General features: G+C 71.6%; 12 protein-coding genes. 6 read left to right on the top strand and 6 right to left on the bottom strand.

The window, feature by feature from the left end; all coding sequences use genetic code 11:
- Positions 1-4: 4 nt before the first annotated feature.
- Positions 5-1,195, top strand: a complete 1,191-nt coding sequence (locus tag EDF33_RS17555; RefSeq protein WP_131881262.1) for a family 1 glycosylhydrolase — start codon at positions 5-7, stop codon at positions 1,193-1,195.
- Positions 1,196-1,208: 13 nt separating this feature from the next.
- Here EDF33_RS17555 and EDF33_RS17550 read toward each other — a convergent pair whose 3' ends face one another.
- Positions 1,209-2,408, bottom strand: a complete 1,200-nt coding sequence (locus tag EDF33_RS17550; protein WP_132100724.1) for an ankyrin repeat domain-containing protein — start codon at positions 2,406-2,408, stop codon at positions 1,209-1,211.
- Positions 2,409-2,494: 86 nt separating this feature from the next.
- Here EDF33_RS17550 and EDF33_RS17545 point away from each other — a divergent pair, with 86 nt between their 5' ends.
- Both EDF33_RS17545 and EDF33_RS17540 read left to right on the top strand, forming a co-directional pair.
- A complete protein-coding gene (locus EDF33_RS17545) occupies positions 2,495-4,171 on the top strand; it encodes a glycosyl hydrolase (RefSeq protein WP_131922172.1) in 1,677 nt (558 codons plus the stop codon).
- Positions 4,164-5,294: an acyltransferase gene (locus EDF33_RS17540; RefSeq protein WP_132100723.1), complete on the top strand. Its 1,131-nt coding sequence runs from the start codon at positions 4,164-4,166 to the stop codon at positions 5,292-5,294. Before EDF33_RS17545 ends, EDF33_RS17540 begins: the two co-directional genes overlap by 8 nt.
- Here EDF33_RS17540 and EDF33_RS17535 read toward each other — a convergent pair.
- From EDF33_RS17535 to EDF33_RS17520, 4 genes are read right to left on the bottom strand one after another with little or no spacing between them, the layout of a single operon-like run.
- Positions 5,267-6,163 (bottom strand): glycosyltransferase, encoded by an 897-nt coding sequence (locus EDF33_RS17535; protein WP_165918866.1) that lies wholly within the window; start codon positions 6,161-6,163, stop codon positions 5,267-5,269. The genes EDF33_RS17540 and EDF33_RS17535 overlap by 28 nt on opposite strands.
- 33 nt (positions 6,164-6,196) lie before the next feature.
- Positions 6,197-7,114, bottom strand: a complete 918-nt coding sequence (locus EDF33_RS17530; RefSeq protein ID WP_159571017.1) for a glycosyltransferase — start codon at positions 7,112-7,114, stop codon at positions 6,197-6,199.
- The gene (locus EDF33_RS17525; protein WP_131847617.1) at positions 7,111-8,190 is read right to left on the bottom strand and encodes a polysaccharide pyruvyl transferase family protein; all 1,080 of its coding nucleotides are present in this window, start codon (positions 8,188-8,190) and stop codon (positions 7,111-7,113) included. Before EDF33_RS17525 ends, EDF33_RS17530 begins: the two co-directional genes overlap by 4 nt.
- Positions 8,187-9,614, bottom strand: coding sequence for a polysaccharide biosynthesis tyrosine autokinase (locus tag EDF33_RS17520; RefSeq protein WP_132100720.1), 1,428 nt, complete (start codon positions 9,612-9,614; stop codon positions 8,187-8,189). Before EDF33_RS17520 ends, EDF33_RS17525 begins: the two co-directional genes overlap by 4 nt.
- 91 nt (positions 9,615-9,705) lie before the next feature.
- Here EDF33_RS17520 and EDF33_RS17515 point away from each other — a divergent pair, with 91 nt between their 5' ends.
- The 3 genes from EDF33_RS17515 to EDF33_RS17510 are packed head-to-tail and all read left to right on the top strand — an operon-like array spanning position 9,706 to position 12,744.
- Positions 9,706-11,040, top strand: a complete 1,335-nt coding sequence (locus EDF33_RS17515) for a hypothetical protein (RefSeq protein WP_165901156.1) — start codon at positions 9,706-9,708, stop codon at positions 11,038-11,040.
- The gene (locus EDF33_RS20280) at positions 11,037-11,639 is read left to right on the top strand and encodes a low molecular weight phosphatase family protein (protein ID WP_165901510.1); all 603 of its coding nucleotides are present in this window, start codon (positions 11,037-11,039) and stop codon (positions 11,637-11,639) included. The genes EDF33_RS17515 and EDF33_RS20280 overlap by 4 nt, the downstream gene beginning before the upstream one ends.
- Positions 11,617-12,744, top strand: a complete 1,128-nt coding sequence (locus EDF33_RS17510; protein ID WP_131847612.1) for a glycosyltransferase — start codon at positions 11,617-11,619, stop codon at positions 12,742-12,744. The genes EDF33_RS20280 and EDF33_RS17510 overlap by 23 nt, the downstream gene beginning before the upstream one ends.
- Before the next feature lie 78 nt (positions 12,745-12,822).
- On the opposite strand, the gene EDF33_RS17505 is transcribed toward EDF33_RS17510, so the two are convergent.
- Positions 12,823-13,968, bottom strand: a complete 1,146-nt coding sequence (locus EDF33_RS17505) for a glycosyltransferase (protein WP_165901060.1) — start codon at positions 13,966-13,968, stop codon at positions 12,823-12,825.
- Positions 13,969-14,066 lie beyond the last annotated feature (98 nt).

Genomic DNA, 14,066 nt, shown 5'->3' with positions numbered 1-14,066 from the left:
CGTCATCAGCACGCTCGACTTCCCGAAGGGCTTCCTCTGGGGTGCCGCCACCGCCGCGCACCAGATCGAGGGCAACAACGTCAACTCGAACTGGTGGGTGCACGAGCACGAGCCGGACACCACCATCGTCGAGCCGTCCGGCGACGCCGCGGACAGCTACCACCGCTACCGCGAGGACATCCGGATCGCCGCCGAGCTCGGCCTGAACTCGTACCGGTTCAGCATCGAGTGGGCGCGCATCGAGCCGGAACGCGGGTTCGTCAGCCGCGCCGAGATCGACCACTACCGCCGCATGGTCGACGCCTGCCACGAGTTCGGCATCGAGCCGATCGTCACGCTCATGCACTTCACGGTGCCCCGCTGGTTCGAACGCGACGGCTTCTGGCGCGCACCCGACGCGGCCGACCTGTTCGCCCGCTACACCGAAGCCGCGCTGCCCGTGGTGTCCGATGGTGTCCGGTACGTCTGCACGATCAACGAGCCGAACATCGCCGCGATGCTCGCCGGCGGCGAGGACGCGTCGAACCTGGTGGCGTACGGCCTGCCGAACCCGGACCTGGGCGTCGCCGACGCCCTGCTCGAGTCCCACAAGCGTTCGCGGGAGGTGCTCTCCCAGGTGGATGGCATCCAGAGCGGCTGGACCGTCGCGACGCAGGCGTTCAAGTCCAACGGTGAGCTCGGCGCGGACGCGATGCTCCGCGAGTACGGGTACCCGCGCGACGACTGGTACCTCGAGAACGCCGCCGGCGACGACTTCCTCGGCGTGCAGGCGTACACCCGGACGTTCATCGGCGCTTCCGGTCCGTTGCCCGTGGCGGACGACGTCGAGACGACCCTGACCGGCTGGGAGTTCTACCCGGAGGCCTCGGCCGACGGGCTGCGCAGCGCGTGGGAGCTGTCCGGCGGTGTCCCGCTGATGATCACCGAGAACGGCATCGCCACCGCCGACGACACCCGTCGCCAGGCCTACACGCAGGGCGCGCTCGAGGGCATCCACCGCTGCATCGACGACGGCATCGAGGTCCTCGGCTACCAGCACTGGTCGCTCCTGGACAACTACGAGTGGGCGTCCGGCTTCCGTCCGACCTTCGGCCTGGTGTCGTGGGACCCGGAGACGTTCGAGCGCACGCCGAAGCCGTCCGCGCACTGGTACGGGAAGGTCGCCCAGGCGAACGCCATCGAGACGGCGGAGTAGCCCGCCGGCTCGATCAGCTCCCCGAGTAGTAGTGCGCCAACTGCTCCGCGACCGCTCGGTCGCGGAGCAGTTCTGCGCGAGCGGTGGCGGTCGAGCCCTCGTCGTCCTCGGCGTTCACGTCGACGTCCAGGGCGAGCACGGACCGCACCGTGTCCAGGTCACCGGAGTCGACCGCGGCGATCAGCAGGGACGCGCCCCGTGAGCCGAGCGCCCTGGTGTCCGCACCCGCGGCGGCGAGCGACCGCACGATCGCACCGTGGCCACCCCACGCGGCGCGGACGATCGGGGTGTTGCCGTCGGTGTCCCGGGCCTCCAGGTCGGCGCCCGCAGCCACGAGCACGTCGATCGCCCGACGTGCATCGCGGTCGATCGCCAGCGTCAGCGGCGTCCGCCCCTCGGTGTCGGTGAGCTGCAGCGACGCGCCGCGACGCAGGAGCTCCTCGAGCATCTCGGGCCGGTCGAACCACGCGGCGGCGTGCAGCGGGGCGAAGCCCCAGCGCGGGTCGACGTCGTCGACGTCACTCGCGTCGTCGGCCAGGTGCAGTCCGCCCAGGTCGCCGTACGCGGCGGCACGCACCACCTCGGTGGCGTACTCGACCCAGCCGTCCGGCACCGGACCGTGCCAGCCGCGCGCTGGCCGTGCGTCGAGCTCCGTGTAGACGGACTCGGGCACGCTGCGGATCGCGACCCGGACGCCCCGGAAGCGGATCGCCACCTCGCCGACGGGGGAGACGAGCAGGCGGAGCTCCCACTGGTCGAGCTCGTGCAGGTACTCGAGCTCACCGCGCACGACGTGGGCGTCCCCGGCGAGCAGTGCTGCGGGGTCGGTGTGGGGTGGGTCCACCACGGCGTCGCGGAGTCGGAGCGTGACCCTGGCGTGGTTCCACCGGCGCCACAGGCCGTCGGGGGTGTCGAGCACCTCGTCGTTGCGGACGATGACCTCGGTGTGCACGACGACCGGGTCGGGGACACCGTGCCCGGGCAGGTCGACCGTCGTCGCGGTGTCGTCGTCGTCCTCGTCGTCCGGGTGCGCGAGGTCCGGGTGCTCGACGTCCCATCGTGCGATGCGGGAGTCCGTCCACTTGACGGTCAGGAGTGCGGCGACGGCCGGGGGAGCGTCCTCGAGCACGCGGGCGACGTGTTCCCGCTGCCCGTCGAAGTCCTCGAGGGAGACGTAGCCCACGGACGGCCAGTTCACTCGACTCCATCGCACGGCCCGAGACTAGTTGACGCCACTTCCGAACTCGGCGTCATTCAACATGTTTGGCGTCGGTACCGGCACCGGGCGAGCGTGGTGGGATGCCATCGACCCACGTCCCGTCCGACTCCCGACCTCCCGCGACCCGTCCCCGCAGGAGAGCCTCCGGCGTCGTCGTCCTCGCCGCGGCGACGACCCTGCTGCTGTTCGCCGAAGCGACTGTGCGGCAGCCGGCCCACGCCGCCGGAGCATCGACGGCGACCGCTCGACCGACGATCCAGCCGATGTCGGCCAACGGTCTCTTCGCACCGGATCAACCGGTCACGTTCGCAGTCGGTGCCGCGGGGACACCGGCGCTCGCGGACGTGGGCTGGCGGATCACCGACGCCAGAGGCGTGCTCGTCGAAGCCGGCGACGCCGTCGTCGGTTCCTCCGGACGAGCGGAGATCCGTCCGACTCGACGTCTCAACGCGGGCACGTACCGCGTGACGGCGCACGGCCCCGCTCTGCCCGAGACGTCCTTCCGGTTCGTCCGGACGCCGGGCGTCGAGCACCGTGACGCCTTCTTCAACGTCACGATGAACGGCTCGCCCGGGCCGGTCGCCGCGGCGCTCCCGACACTCGACGGGCTGGGCGCCGCGGGCTTCCGCCAGGACCTGCAGTGGTCCACCGTCGAGAAGGTGCCGGGCGTGTTCGACTTCCGTAGCACTGATGCGCGAGTGGACCCCATCGTGCGCGACCGTGGCGTCGCTCCGCTGTTCGTCCTCGACTACGGTCACATGGCGTACACCGGCGGCGCGATGACCCCGCCGGACGTCTCGGACCCGGCGCAGACAGCAGCCTGGCGCCGGTTCGTGTCCGAGGCGGTGACGCACGTGCGCGACCGGTACCCGGACGCCGACCGCTCGTTCGAGATCTGGAACGAGTGGACGAACACCCACGGCACCCGTTCCGCCGACCCTGCCGCGTACATCGCGCTGTCACGGGTCACGGCCGCGACGATCAGGAGCGTCGACCCGGAAGCACGGATCGTCGGGCCGGCCGAGGACGCCGTGTCGTCGGGCGAACTCCGCTGGCTCGACGAGTGGTTCCGGCTCGGTGGTGCCGACCACATCGATGCGATCAGCGTGCACCCGTACAACCAGCCGTACGCGCCGGAGCACTGTGTCGCGACGAACCCGTGCATCGAGAACGCGCTTCGTTGGCTCCGGGACAAAGCGGCGAAGTACCCCCGTGCGAACGGCGAACCGTTGCCGATCTGGATCACCGAGGTCGGATGGCCGACCCCGAACGGCAGGCCAGGCTGGGTCTCCGAGGACGACCAGGCGGCGTTCCTGGTCCGGACCCACGTGCTCGCCGCGCAGTACGGCGTCGAGCGGGTGTTCTCGTTCGAGATGGCCGCCCCGGACCAACCTGATCCGGACGGCAGTGCCAGGACCTTCGGGCTCGTCGACGCGCCGAGCCGCGCGTACGAGCCGAAGCCCGCTGCCGCTGCGTACGCGACGATGCAGCGCCAGCTCGCCGGCATGCGGTTCGCCGGCCAGTTCGTGACGGGTGCCGTGCGCGAAGCCCGGTTCGTCTCGGCCGACGGCACACGCTCGGTGCGGGTCGTGTGGCAGACCGCTGACCGCTTCGACGAACTGCCCATCAGTGTGGGTCTGCCCGGCGACGGCACCATCGTCGACGCCTACGGGGGCACGAAAGCCGTCCGGGGAACCGGTGGCAAGCTCGCGATGTCGGCGACGTGGAAGCCCCGGTTCGTGGTCTGGAATGGGTGAACCGGCGGACCGCCTCACGCAACTCGACGGGCTCCGCGGCCTCGCGGTCCTGCTCGTCGTCGCGTCGCACACCGCAGAGTCGGTCGTCCCCTACGGCGGGGTCGTCGGGGTGACGACCTTCTTCGTGCTCTCCGGCTTCGTGATCACCCGGGCGCTCCTCGACGAGGCCGAGCGTGCCGGGCGGATCCACCTCGGCCGGTTCTGGCTCCGCCGCGCGGCACGGCTGCTCCCGGCGTGGACGGCCGTCCTGGTGGTGGTGACCGTCGCGGTGATCGTGCTGGCAGACCCGATCCGCGGTGATCTGCCCCGCGTCCTCGCCACCGTCGGGTCCTACACGGGCAACCACGCCCGGGTGCTCGGCGTCGAGCTCGGACCGTTCGAGCACACCTGGTCGCTCGCCGTCGAAGAGCAGTTCTACCTCGTCTGGCCCCTCGTCCTCATCCTGCTCGGCGTCCTCGCCCGCACTCGGCCCCGCACTGCCGCGGTCGCACTCTGTGGACTCGTCGGTGCTGCGGTCACCTGGCGGGTCGTCGGCACGGTCGTGCTGCCGTACGACCGCCTGGCGTACGGGCTCGACACGAGCGCCGCCGCCCTGCTCGTGGGTGCGCTCGCCGCGTTCGCAGTGCGCACGGGCAGTCTCCGCGGTCTCGGTCAGATCGACTTGCGGACCGGACGTCCGAGCGCCGTCGTGCTCGGGGTCGGCGGCGTGGGCGCGACACTGCTCGTGGTGCTGTCGGTGTGCACGCTGCCGATCACGGTCGGGTCCCTGCCCGGTGCGGCTCGCTGGGTCGAGACGGCAGCGGTGGCGGTCGCAGCGCTCGTCGTCGTCGCAGGGGCGCTCGGTGGTGCTCCCGCGCTCGACCTGGCGATCGCTCGCTGGTTCGGGACCATCTCGTACGGGCTCTACTTGTGGCACTACCCGCTGCTCCGTATCGAGCCCGGGGGCGATCCGTCCACCGGTGTGGTGCGCCTGGGGCTCGCGCTGGTGGGCATCGGTGTGGCCTCGGCATCGTGGTACCTGCTCGAGCGGCCGGTGCTCCGCGCGACACGGTCGTGGGGCAGACACCCCACGACCCGTCCCGCGGCCGGCGCACCTCAGCGCGTGCGTGGGGTCACGGGGTGACGGTGCCCGGCGTCATCGCGGCCGAACCACCCCTGCCACCGCCCGGCGAGCTGGGCGTGCTGTTGCTCGACCGCGGCGGCGTCGCGCCGGACGCGAGCGATCACGAGCGCGACCACCGATCGGCTGACCCAGTAGCTCGCCTGCCCCCAGCAACCGTGCTTCCGGAGCACTCGCCCGAACCCACGGTTGTACCGCCTGACCTTTGCGAGGACCGCGGTGGTGGGCCCGTCGTCGCGGAAGTCGCCGTGGTGCACGTACAGGTCCGCGTCGAAGTCGACCCGCACCCCGGCCTCGACCGCGCGCATGACCAGGTCGTTCTCCTCGCCGGAGCCGAAGGGCTCCACACCCGACCCGAGCGTGTCGTCGAAGTCCCCGATGTCGTCGAGGACCTCTCGCCGGAAGAACACCCCGGAGCAGATGACGGTGCGCGGGACGTCCCGCACCCGGATCCGTCGGGATCGCCCGAGCCACCGGAGCATGGTGCCTCGGCCGGTCGCGTCCTTCGTCGGGATGCACAAACCGCCGAGCCGGGGTTCTTCGTCCACCCTGCTGAACCGGGCATCGATCGCGGACAGCACGCCGGTCGGGTACCAGCAGTCGTCGTCCGGGAACCCGACGAGGTCAGCGCGGAGCGTTCGCATCCCGGCGTTCCGGGCGGTACTCACACCGCTGGCGCCGGGCTGGTGGATGTACTCACCGTCGCCGTCCCGGATCATCGCCGCGAGCCGGTCGGGTACTTCGGGGACCGGGCGCTGCGCGACGACCGAGAGGAAGACCCGGTACGGCTCGGCTTGGATCGACCGGATCGCTCGGTCGAGGTACTCGGGCGGCCGGTTCGTGGCGATGATCAAGTGGAATCGATGGTGCATCGGGCCAGTGTCGTGGCGCATCTCGTCAGGATCCTACTTCTCGGTATGTTGTGGACGAAATACCACGGTTCCACAGGCCGGGTACACCCGGCCCTCGTCGTCCCGGCCCCGCCATCCCTGCAACCGAGCGCTCATCTGCGTGTGCTGGAAGCGCGCTCCGTCGCGGTCGCCACGGACGGTCCGGACGACGGTCCCGACCAGGCCGCGACCGATCCAGTACGCGGCCTGCCCGTACAGACCGTGCTTGCGGAGGACCCGACCGAAGCCGCGGTTGTACCGGCGGACCTTCGCGAGGGTCTCGGTCGTCATACCGGCGTCACGGAAGTCCGGGTGCCGCACCGACAGGTCCGGCATGTAGCGCATCCGCGCACCGGAGGCGAGGGCGCGGAGGACCATGTCGGTCTCCTCGCCGGCCCCGAAGGGCGTTCCGGAGCCCGTACCGAGGTCCTCGTCGAAATCGCCGAGGCGTTCGAGGACGTCGCGACGCATGAAGATCCCCGAGCTCACGACGGTCCGCGGCACCCGCCAACTCGTGACGTCACCCGGGCGCCGGCGCCAGCGGAGCATCGTGCCCTGCTCGTCGCTTCCGCGGGAGGGGATCGAGGCCGCGTCGAGCCCCTGCGTCGCGAACCGGTGCGAGATCGTCGCCAGGACGCCGTCGGGGTACCAGCAGTCGTCGTCCGGGAACGCGATCACCTCACCGCGGAGTCGAGTCATCCCGGCGTTCCTGCCCCGGCTGACGCCACGGACGTCCGGCTGGTGCACGTGTTCGGCGTGCCCGGCGTCGATGAGCGGCTGCAGCACGGCCAGTGCATCCGGAGTCGGTCGCTGCTCGACGACGGTGACGAACACCGACACCCCGGCGCGCTCGATCGTCTCGAGGCAGCGGGCGAGGTGGTCCGGCGTCCGGATCGTCGAGACGACGAGGTGGAAGCGGTGGTCGGCGTTCACGCGTGGGCCTTCGTGCGGGCGAAGAGCTCGGCCGTCGGCGAGCCTGCGGTCTGCCAGTCGAGGAGGCGCTGCTGGACGGAGCCCAGCCGCTCCCGGAGCTCGGCCGTCCGGGCGCGGATCCCGTCACGGTGTCGGGTGGCGATCTGCATCTCGTGGACGAGCTCGTCGACGTCGTGGCCCACCGTGAGCGGCGCGGGGCCGTCCGTGACACTGCGCCAGAAGTCGTCACACTTCGACGCGTAGGACAGCGGGACAGTGGGCACGTCGAGCGAAACCGCCGCGATGGCGCCGTGGAGTCGTTCGGACACGACCAGGTCGCATCCCGCGATGGCGGCCATCGTCGTCGGGACGTCGACGTACTCGTGCACGACCGCCGGTGTGCGCAGGCGGGCGGCCAGCCCGTGCGCCGCCATGCGGTCGGCCCCGGAGAGCGCGAACGCGACGACCTCGGTGGTGCCGGTCGCGGCCGCGTGACGGTCGACCGCCTCGGCGATCGTGTCGACGTCGAACCTCGTGGTCGGATCAGATCCGATGCTGACGCCGATCCGGCCGTCGGGCCGGACGGTGCGTTGGACGTGGACGAGCTCGGGGTAGAGCAGCGCCGGATCGCCCACGACGTCGACCGGGCACAGGTTCGTGGTGACCTCGTGTTCGGTGAGCGGCCCACGGACACCGTGCAGCGCGAACCGGTCGAGCGAGCGCCAGGCGTCCCACTGCTGCGGTTGTGTCCCGAGCGAGTAGCTGTCGTCGGCGGCAGCTGCCCCGAGACCGAGTCCGATGGTGCCGGTCGCGCCGAAGTACCGGGTCGCACGGTCGACGTGTCCGGCCCAGGACGCGAACCCGACGGTCGTGCCGCCACCGAGCAGCACGAGCCGCTCGCGGCCGACCAGCCGGGCGCGGTCGCGAACGAAGCGCGGTGAGCGGCGAGCGTAGTCCCGCCGGGTCAGGGGCGCCTCGACGTCCAAGGGGTGACGGAGCGCGGCACGCCAGGTCTCGTGCAGGAGGTCGTCGCCGAAGTTGCCGTACCCCTGCCAGCCGAGGTAGACGAACGATCGGGGCGGTGTGCTGCGGGTCATCGGGTTTCCTTCTGTTCGGTGGTGGCGGTCGAGTCGTTGCGTGCGCGTGACGAGCGGCGAGGGCTCTCGCTCACCGGCGCCGAGGGCTCGTAGTTGTAGTAGGTCTTCATGCGTCGCTGGGCTGGGAGGCGGTTCACCACGAGCCCGAGCAGTCGTGCGCCCACCTGCCGCAGGGTCTGCTCGGCCGCGACGAATTCGGCGCGCCGTGTCTGTCCGTTGACGCTCACGACGAGCAGGACCCCGGAGCAGATGGCGCCGAGGACGGCGGGGTCGGTCACCGGGAGGAGCGGCGGGGCGTCGACGATCACGACGTCGTACCGGGATTCGAGTTCGCGGACGAGGTCCGCCATCCGGCTCGAGCTCAGGAGTTCGCTCGGGTTCGGCGGCACCCGCCCCGCAGCGAGGACGTGCAGGGGGTTGTCCCCACCGACCTCCTGGATGGCATCGTCGAGCGCGACCTGTCGGGTGAGCACGGTGGACAGGCCGACGCGGCTCTCGATCCCCAAGTACGTCCCGGTCGTCGGGCGTCGCAGGTCGGCGTCGACGAGCAGGACCCGCGACCCGTTCTGCGCCAGCATGAGCGCGAGGTTCACGGCGGTCGAGGACTTGCCCTCGCCCGGGGTCGCGCTCGTCACGACGATGCTCTGCGGACCGCCGTCGAGGTTCGTGTACGTCAGGTGCGTCCGCAGCTGCCGGAAGCTCTCGGCCCGGGTGCTGTAGCGGTTGTCGACGGCGACGAGGGGGTGTTTCGCGATGGTGTCGTCCACCCCGAACTCGCCGAGCACACTCGCCGTGGTGAGGCGCCGGAGCGCGTCGAACGACCGCAGCCGGGTGTCGAGGACCTCGCGGAGGACTGCCTGCGCAACACCGAGTGCGAGGCCCGCGAGGACGCCGATCGCGAGGTTGACCGGGATCCGCGGAGCGAACGGCATCGTCGGTGCCTTCGCCTGCTGGAACACGCTCAGGTGGACGAGGTCGCTCTGCTGCGATGAGCGCTCGACCTCGTCCACGACGGCGACGAGCTGCGTGGTGACCGCGTTGGCGGTCGCCGCCGCACGGGCCGGGGACGTGGACGTCGCGCTGAGCGAGATGATCACGGTCTCGTCGGTGGAGGACGCCGTCACGACCTTCGAGAGGTCGGTGCCGGCCGGGAGTCCGAGCTGCTTCGCCGCGGCGCCGAGGACGCGCGGGGTCAGTGCCAGCGCCGTGTACGACTTCACGCGCGCCGCCGAGAAGTTGTTGCCCTGACTGAGGTCGGTGACCGACGAGCCGGCGGCGACCGAGACGAAGACCTCGCTCGAGGCGCGGTACTCCGGCGCCTGCACGAGGGTGACGCCGACGGCAGCCGACGTGGCGAGGAGGACCAGCGCGAGCGCGGAGATCCATCGCCGTCTGATCACTTCGAGGAACTGCGAGAGCGTCACTGGGGGCCTTCCGGGAGGCGATCGGATGTGTGATACTTATCGTAGATGATATGAAATACCACCGCAAGCGACAGTGGAATGGAGGGGGATCATGCCGGTCCTCGGAGCCGTCTTCACGGCTGTGCTCGCCGTTGCGCTGATCGCCCGTCGGACGTGGCTCCCCGCGGTGATCGGCGTCGCCGGCGGCCTGCCGTACACGGCTGCCGTCGTCGCCGGAGGGAACGGCGTGCCCCTGTTCTCGGCTGCGGCGCTCGCGTCGGGCATCGCGCTCCTCGGGACCCGCCCGCTGCGCACCACGCACTGGTCGGCGAACGCGCTCGCAGCCTTCGTCGCGTGGGCGACCATCGCCACCGCCGTCGCCCCCTGGATGTTCGCCGGCGTCCGTGTCCTCGTCCCACGTGGCGGTGTGGACGGTCAGGTGCTGGACCCCGGGTACCTCACCTACTCGATCAGCAACCTCGCGCAGCTCGGGTACCTGTTGCTCGCGGTGTGCGCGTTGCTGTACCTCGTCCGCGTCGGGGCGGCAGAGACCGCGCTCCGGATCGCGCTGGTCGTCGGCACGGTCGTGACCACCGTGCGCGGGGTGCTCGTGCAGGCAGGTGCGGACGTGCTGGCACCCCTGATGGACACGCTGCCGGGGGTCGCCTACGCGTGGGCGCTCCCGGGGGAGCGGTTGCGGGGGGTCTTCAGCGAACCGAGCGAGCTCGCAGCGTTCGCTCTCCCGGCCGCCGCGTACTTCGCCGTCACGGCACTGCGGTCGTCCGGCGGGCAGCGGATGATCTGGGCCGCGGCGAGTGCGTTGTCGTGCGCGAACCTCCTGCAGGCGGCGTCCGGCACCGCTGTCGTCGCCTCCGCCGTCGTGATCGCCGTCGGCCTGCTCGTGGTCGCCGTGCGGTACGTCGTCCGGGGTGGACGCGGCACCGTCTGGTTCGTCCTCGGGGGGCTGACGATCGCGATCGTGCTGCTCGCGGCCGGCCCGCAGCTCGCCGCACCGGTCGAGGCGATCGTGGACGACAAGGTCGGCAGTCAGTCGTACGACTCCCGGACCGGCGCGGACGGCTTCAGCTGGGGGGTCCTCGCCGACACCCTCGGCATCGGCGCCGGGCTCGGCGCGAACCGGCCGTCGTCCTTCGGGATGACGCTGCTGACCTGCGTCGGGATCCCGGGCACGATCGCGTTCGCCGTCTTCGCGCTCGGCGTGCTCGTGCGCGCGGCGCGGTCACCGGCGACCGTCCCGGCCTCGGTCGCGCTCGCCGCGGTGCTCGTCGCGAAGCTCGTCGGCACCCCGGACCTCTCGACGCCGATCCTCTGGCTGCTCCTCGCCGCATGTGCCTCGAGCGTCTGGCGCCCCGTCGCCGAGCCGCCGGAACCGGGACCGGACGCCGCCCGTGCACGACCCGTCACCCTGACAGGAGCCCATCAGTGATCTCGATCCTCATCGTCTGCGAGGGCAACATCTGCCGTTCGCCGTACGTCGAACGTGTCCTCCGGGCGCGCCTCGACGCAGTGCTGCCCGGAGTCTTCCGCGTGGACAGCGCCGGCACCGCTGCGACAGCGGGTACGCCGATGTTCCCGCGTTCCGCCGCCGCTGTCGGACAGGACGGCGGCGACCCGGACGCCTTCGTCTCGACGCCGCTGACCGCCGCGGTGCTGCGCGACAGGGACCTCGTGCTCACGCTCGAGCGCGCGCACCGAGCGCAGGTCCTCGACCTCGCGCCGCACCTCCTGCGGCGGACCTTCACCATTGCGGAGTTCGACCGCCTCGTCCGCCCCCTGCTGGACGCCGATGCCGTCGACGAGCGGTTCTGGGCGGAACTCCCGCGCCTCGTGTCCCGCTTCCGGGTCGCGACGGCCCCGACCGACCCGGCGCTCGACGACGTCGCCGACCCGGCACGCGGCGACGAGCACGACTTCCTGACCATGCGAGAGCGGGCGATCTCCGCCATCGCGACCATCGCGGCGTGCGCGGAACGCGCCGCCACCGACCAGAACGGAGCCGACCGTGCGCGGACTGCTCGTCCATGAGTGGATCGAGGCGGTGGGCGGCGCCGAGCGTGTCGTCGACGCATTCGCCGATGCCTACCCTGCCGCCGACGTGTTCGGGCTGTGGAACGACGCCCCCGGGCGATACGCGGATCGGCGGGTGGTCGAGAGCGTCCTGGCGCGGTCGCCCCTCCGCGGCAGGAAGGCGCTGTCGATGCCGTTCCTCCCGGCCCTGTGGAGTCACGGCCTGCGCACCGTCGGCGAGTACGACTGGGCGATCGTGAGCTCGCACCTGTTCGCCCACCAGGCCCGTGTGACCGGGGTCGCCCCGGACCGGCAGTTCACCTACGTGCACACGCCGGCCCGGTACCTCTGGAACCCGGAACTCGATGCCCGCGGATCGACCATGCTCGCCCGCGCGGGTTCGCCGGTACTCCGCTCCGTCGACCGCCGTCGCGCCCAGGGGCTCCGTCACGTCGCCGCGAACAGTCGCTTCGTGCAGCAGCGCATCCGCGACACCTGGGGCATCGACGCTCAGGTGATCAACCCGCCGGTCGGCGTGGAGCGGCTCGCTGCGGTCGCCGACTGGGCGTCCGTGCTCGACGAGCGCGACCGTGCTGTCCTCGAGGCGCTGCCTGCCGACTTCGTCCTCGGTGCCTCGCGGTTCGTTCCGTACAAGCGCCTCGACGTCGTCATCGATGCCGGTCGGGCGTCCGGGCGTCCGGTGGTGCTCGCCGGCGACGGTCCGGATGCCGAGCGGCTGCGCGCGCTGGCTGCCGAGTCGAGGGTCGAGGTGCACTTCGTCTGCACGCCCTCCGACGCGATGCTCGCGGCGCTCCTGCAGCGTGCCGCGGTCTACGTGTTCCCTCCCGTCGAGGACTTCGGGATCCTGCCCGTCGAGGCGCTGGCCCTCGGCACGCCGGTGGTCGCGAACGCCGAGGGCGGGGCTCGCGACTCGGTGCAGGAAGGAACGAGCGGCACGCTCCTCCACGACCTCGCGGATTCGACCCTGGCCGCAGCGGTCGACGGTGCCGTGCGACTCGACCCAGCGGCCTGTCGTGCGCGCGCCGCCGCGTTCTCGACCGAGCGGTTCCAGCGCGAGATCGCGGAGTGGACCGGCATCCCGGTGGGGGGCCGGACCGGCTGAGGGTCCGCGGGGGTGGACCGGACCGCCTGGAGGCCCGGTGCCGGTCCGTCGGACCTGCACCGGGCCTCCAGTCGGTCGCTACCTGGCTGCGCTCACCAGGACGCGCTCGATCTGCGCCACGATGTGCGGCGTCGCGTAGCGCGCGGCGGAGTGGCGCCCGTTGCGGGCGAGTCGGTTCCGTTCCTGCTCGTCACCGGCCAACCGGAGGATCGCGTGCGCGAGGGCATCGACGTCGCCTGGACGGACGAGGAGCCCGTCCTCGCCGTGCGTGAGCACCTCGGCAGGGCCGCCAGCGTCCGCGGCGATGACCGGTCGACCGAGCGCCATCGCCTCGGTGACCACCTGCCCGAACGGCTCCGGGCGGCGGCTGGCGTGCACGAGCAGATCGCACGCGCTGATCTCGGCATCGACGTCCTGCCGGTGTCCCCGGAACTCGACCACCGCCGTCAGGTCCAGCTCCGTGACCAGGGTGTGCAACTCGGCGGCGTGGTGGTCGTCGGTCCCGAAGTGCGCCGCGCCGATCAGCCGGAGCCTCGCATCGGGGTCGAGACCGAGCGCGCGGGCCGCGGCGAAGGCGCGGACAGCGATGTCCTGCCCCTTCCAACGGGTGAGCCGCCCGACCATGCCGATGGTGAACGGGCCGGGTGCCGACGGGGCGGCCTGGTCCGGGAGGTCCACGGGGCAGCCGATCACCGCGGGTGCCGGACCGGACCGGCCGAGGGAGCGGGCCGTCGTCCGTGAGTTGGCGATTCGGGCTGCGGGGAGCGTCGTCAGCGCCGCGCGGAGTACCAGGGTGTTCGCGCGGGAGGCACCGGCCGCTCCGACGACGTCGTGGACGTACGCCACGACGGGGATGCGTGCGAGCCGGCCGGCCAGTCCGCCGTACACGTGCGCTTTCGCCGAGTGTGTGACGACCACGTCGGCGCCGAGGTCGCGGAGCCGTCGCGCGAGGGCCCGCGTGGAGCGGAGCGTCGACACTCCCTTCGCGAGGAGGCCCCCGGCCGCATCGGCTGCGTGCTCGGTCACGGACGGGTCGAGCGCGACGACCTCGTGCTCGACGCCGAGCCCGGAGAGCAGGGACTCGAGTGGCCCGTGTTCACCGAGGACGACGATCACCTCGGTCTCGACCCGGGCGGCGGCCACCCGCGCCACGAGGAGCTCCGCCCCGGACAGTGCTGCGCTGTGGGTGAGCATGGCGACGAGCGGGAGATTCCGGGTTGTCATGCATCTAGAATACCAGTATTCTATAGAGCGTGACATTGAAACGTCACCGGGGCGACAGTGCCAAGCGTCATCCGCCTCGCCGCGATCCCAGAACGGAA

Source organism: Curtobacterium sp. PhB146, from assembly GCF_004342995.1.
Taxonomy (GTDB): Bacteria; Actinomycetota; Actinomycetes; order Actinomycetales; family Microbacteriaceae; genus Curtobacterium.
Note: the sequence above shows the minus strand (reverse complement) of the source record. Positions and strands in the feature narration are given on the sequence as shown.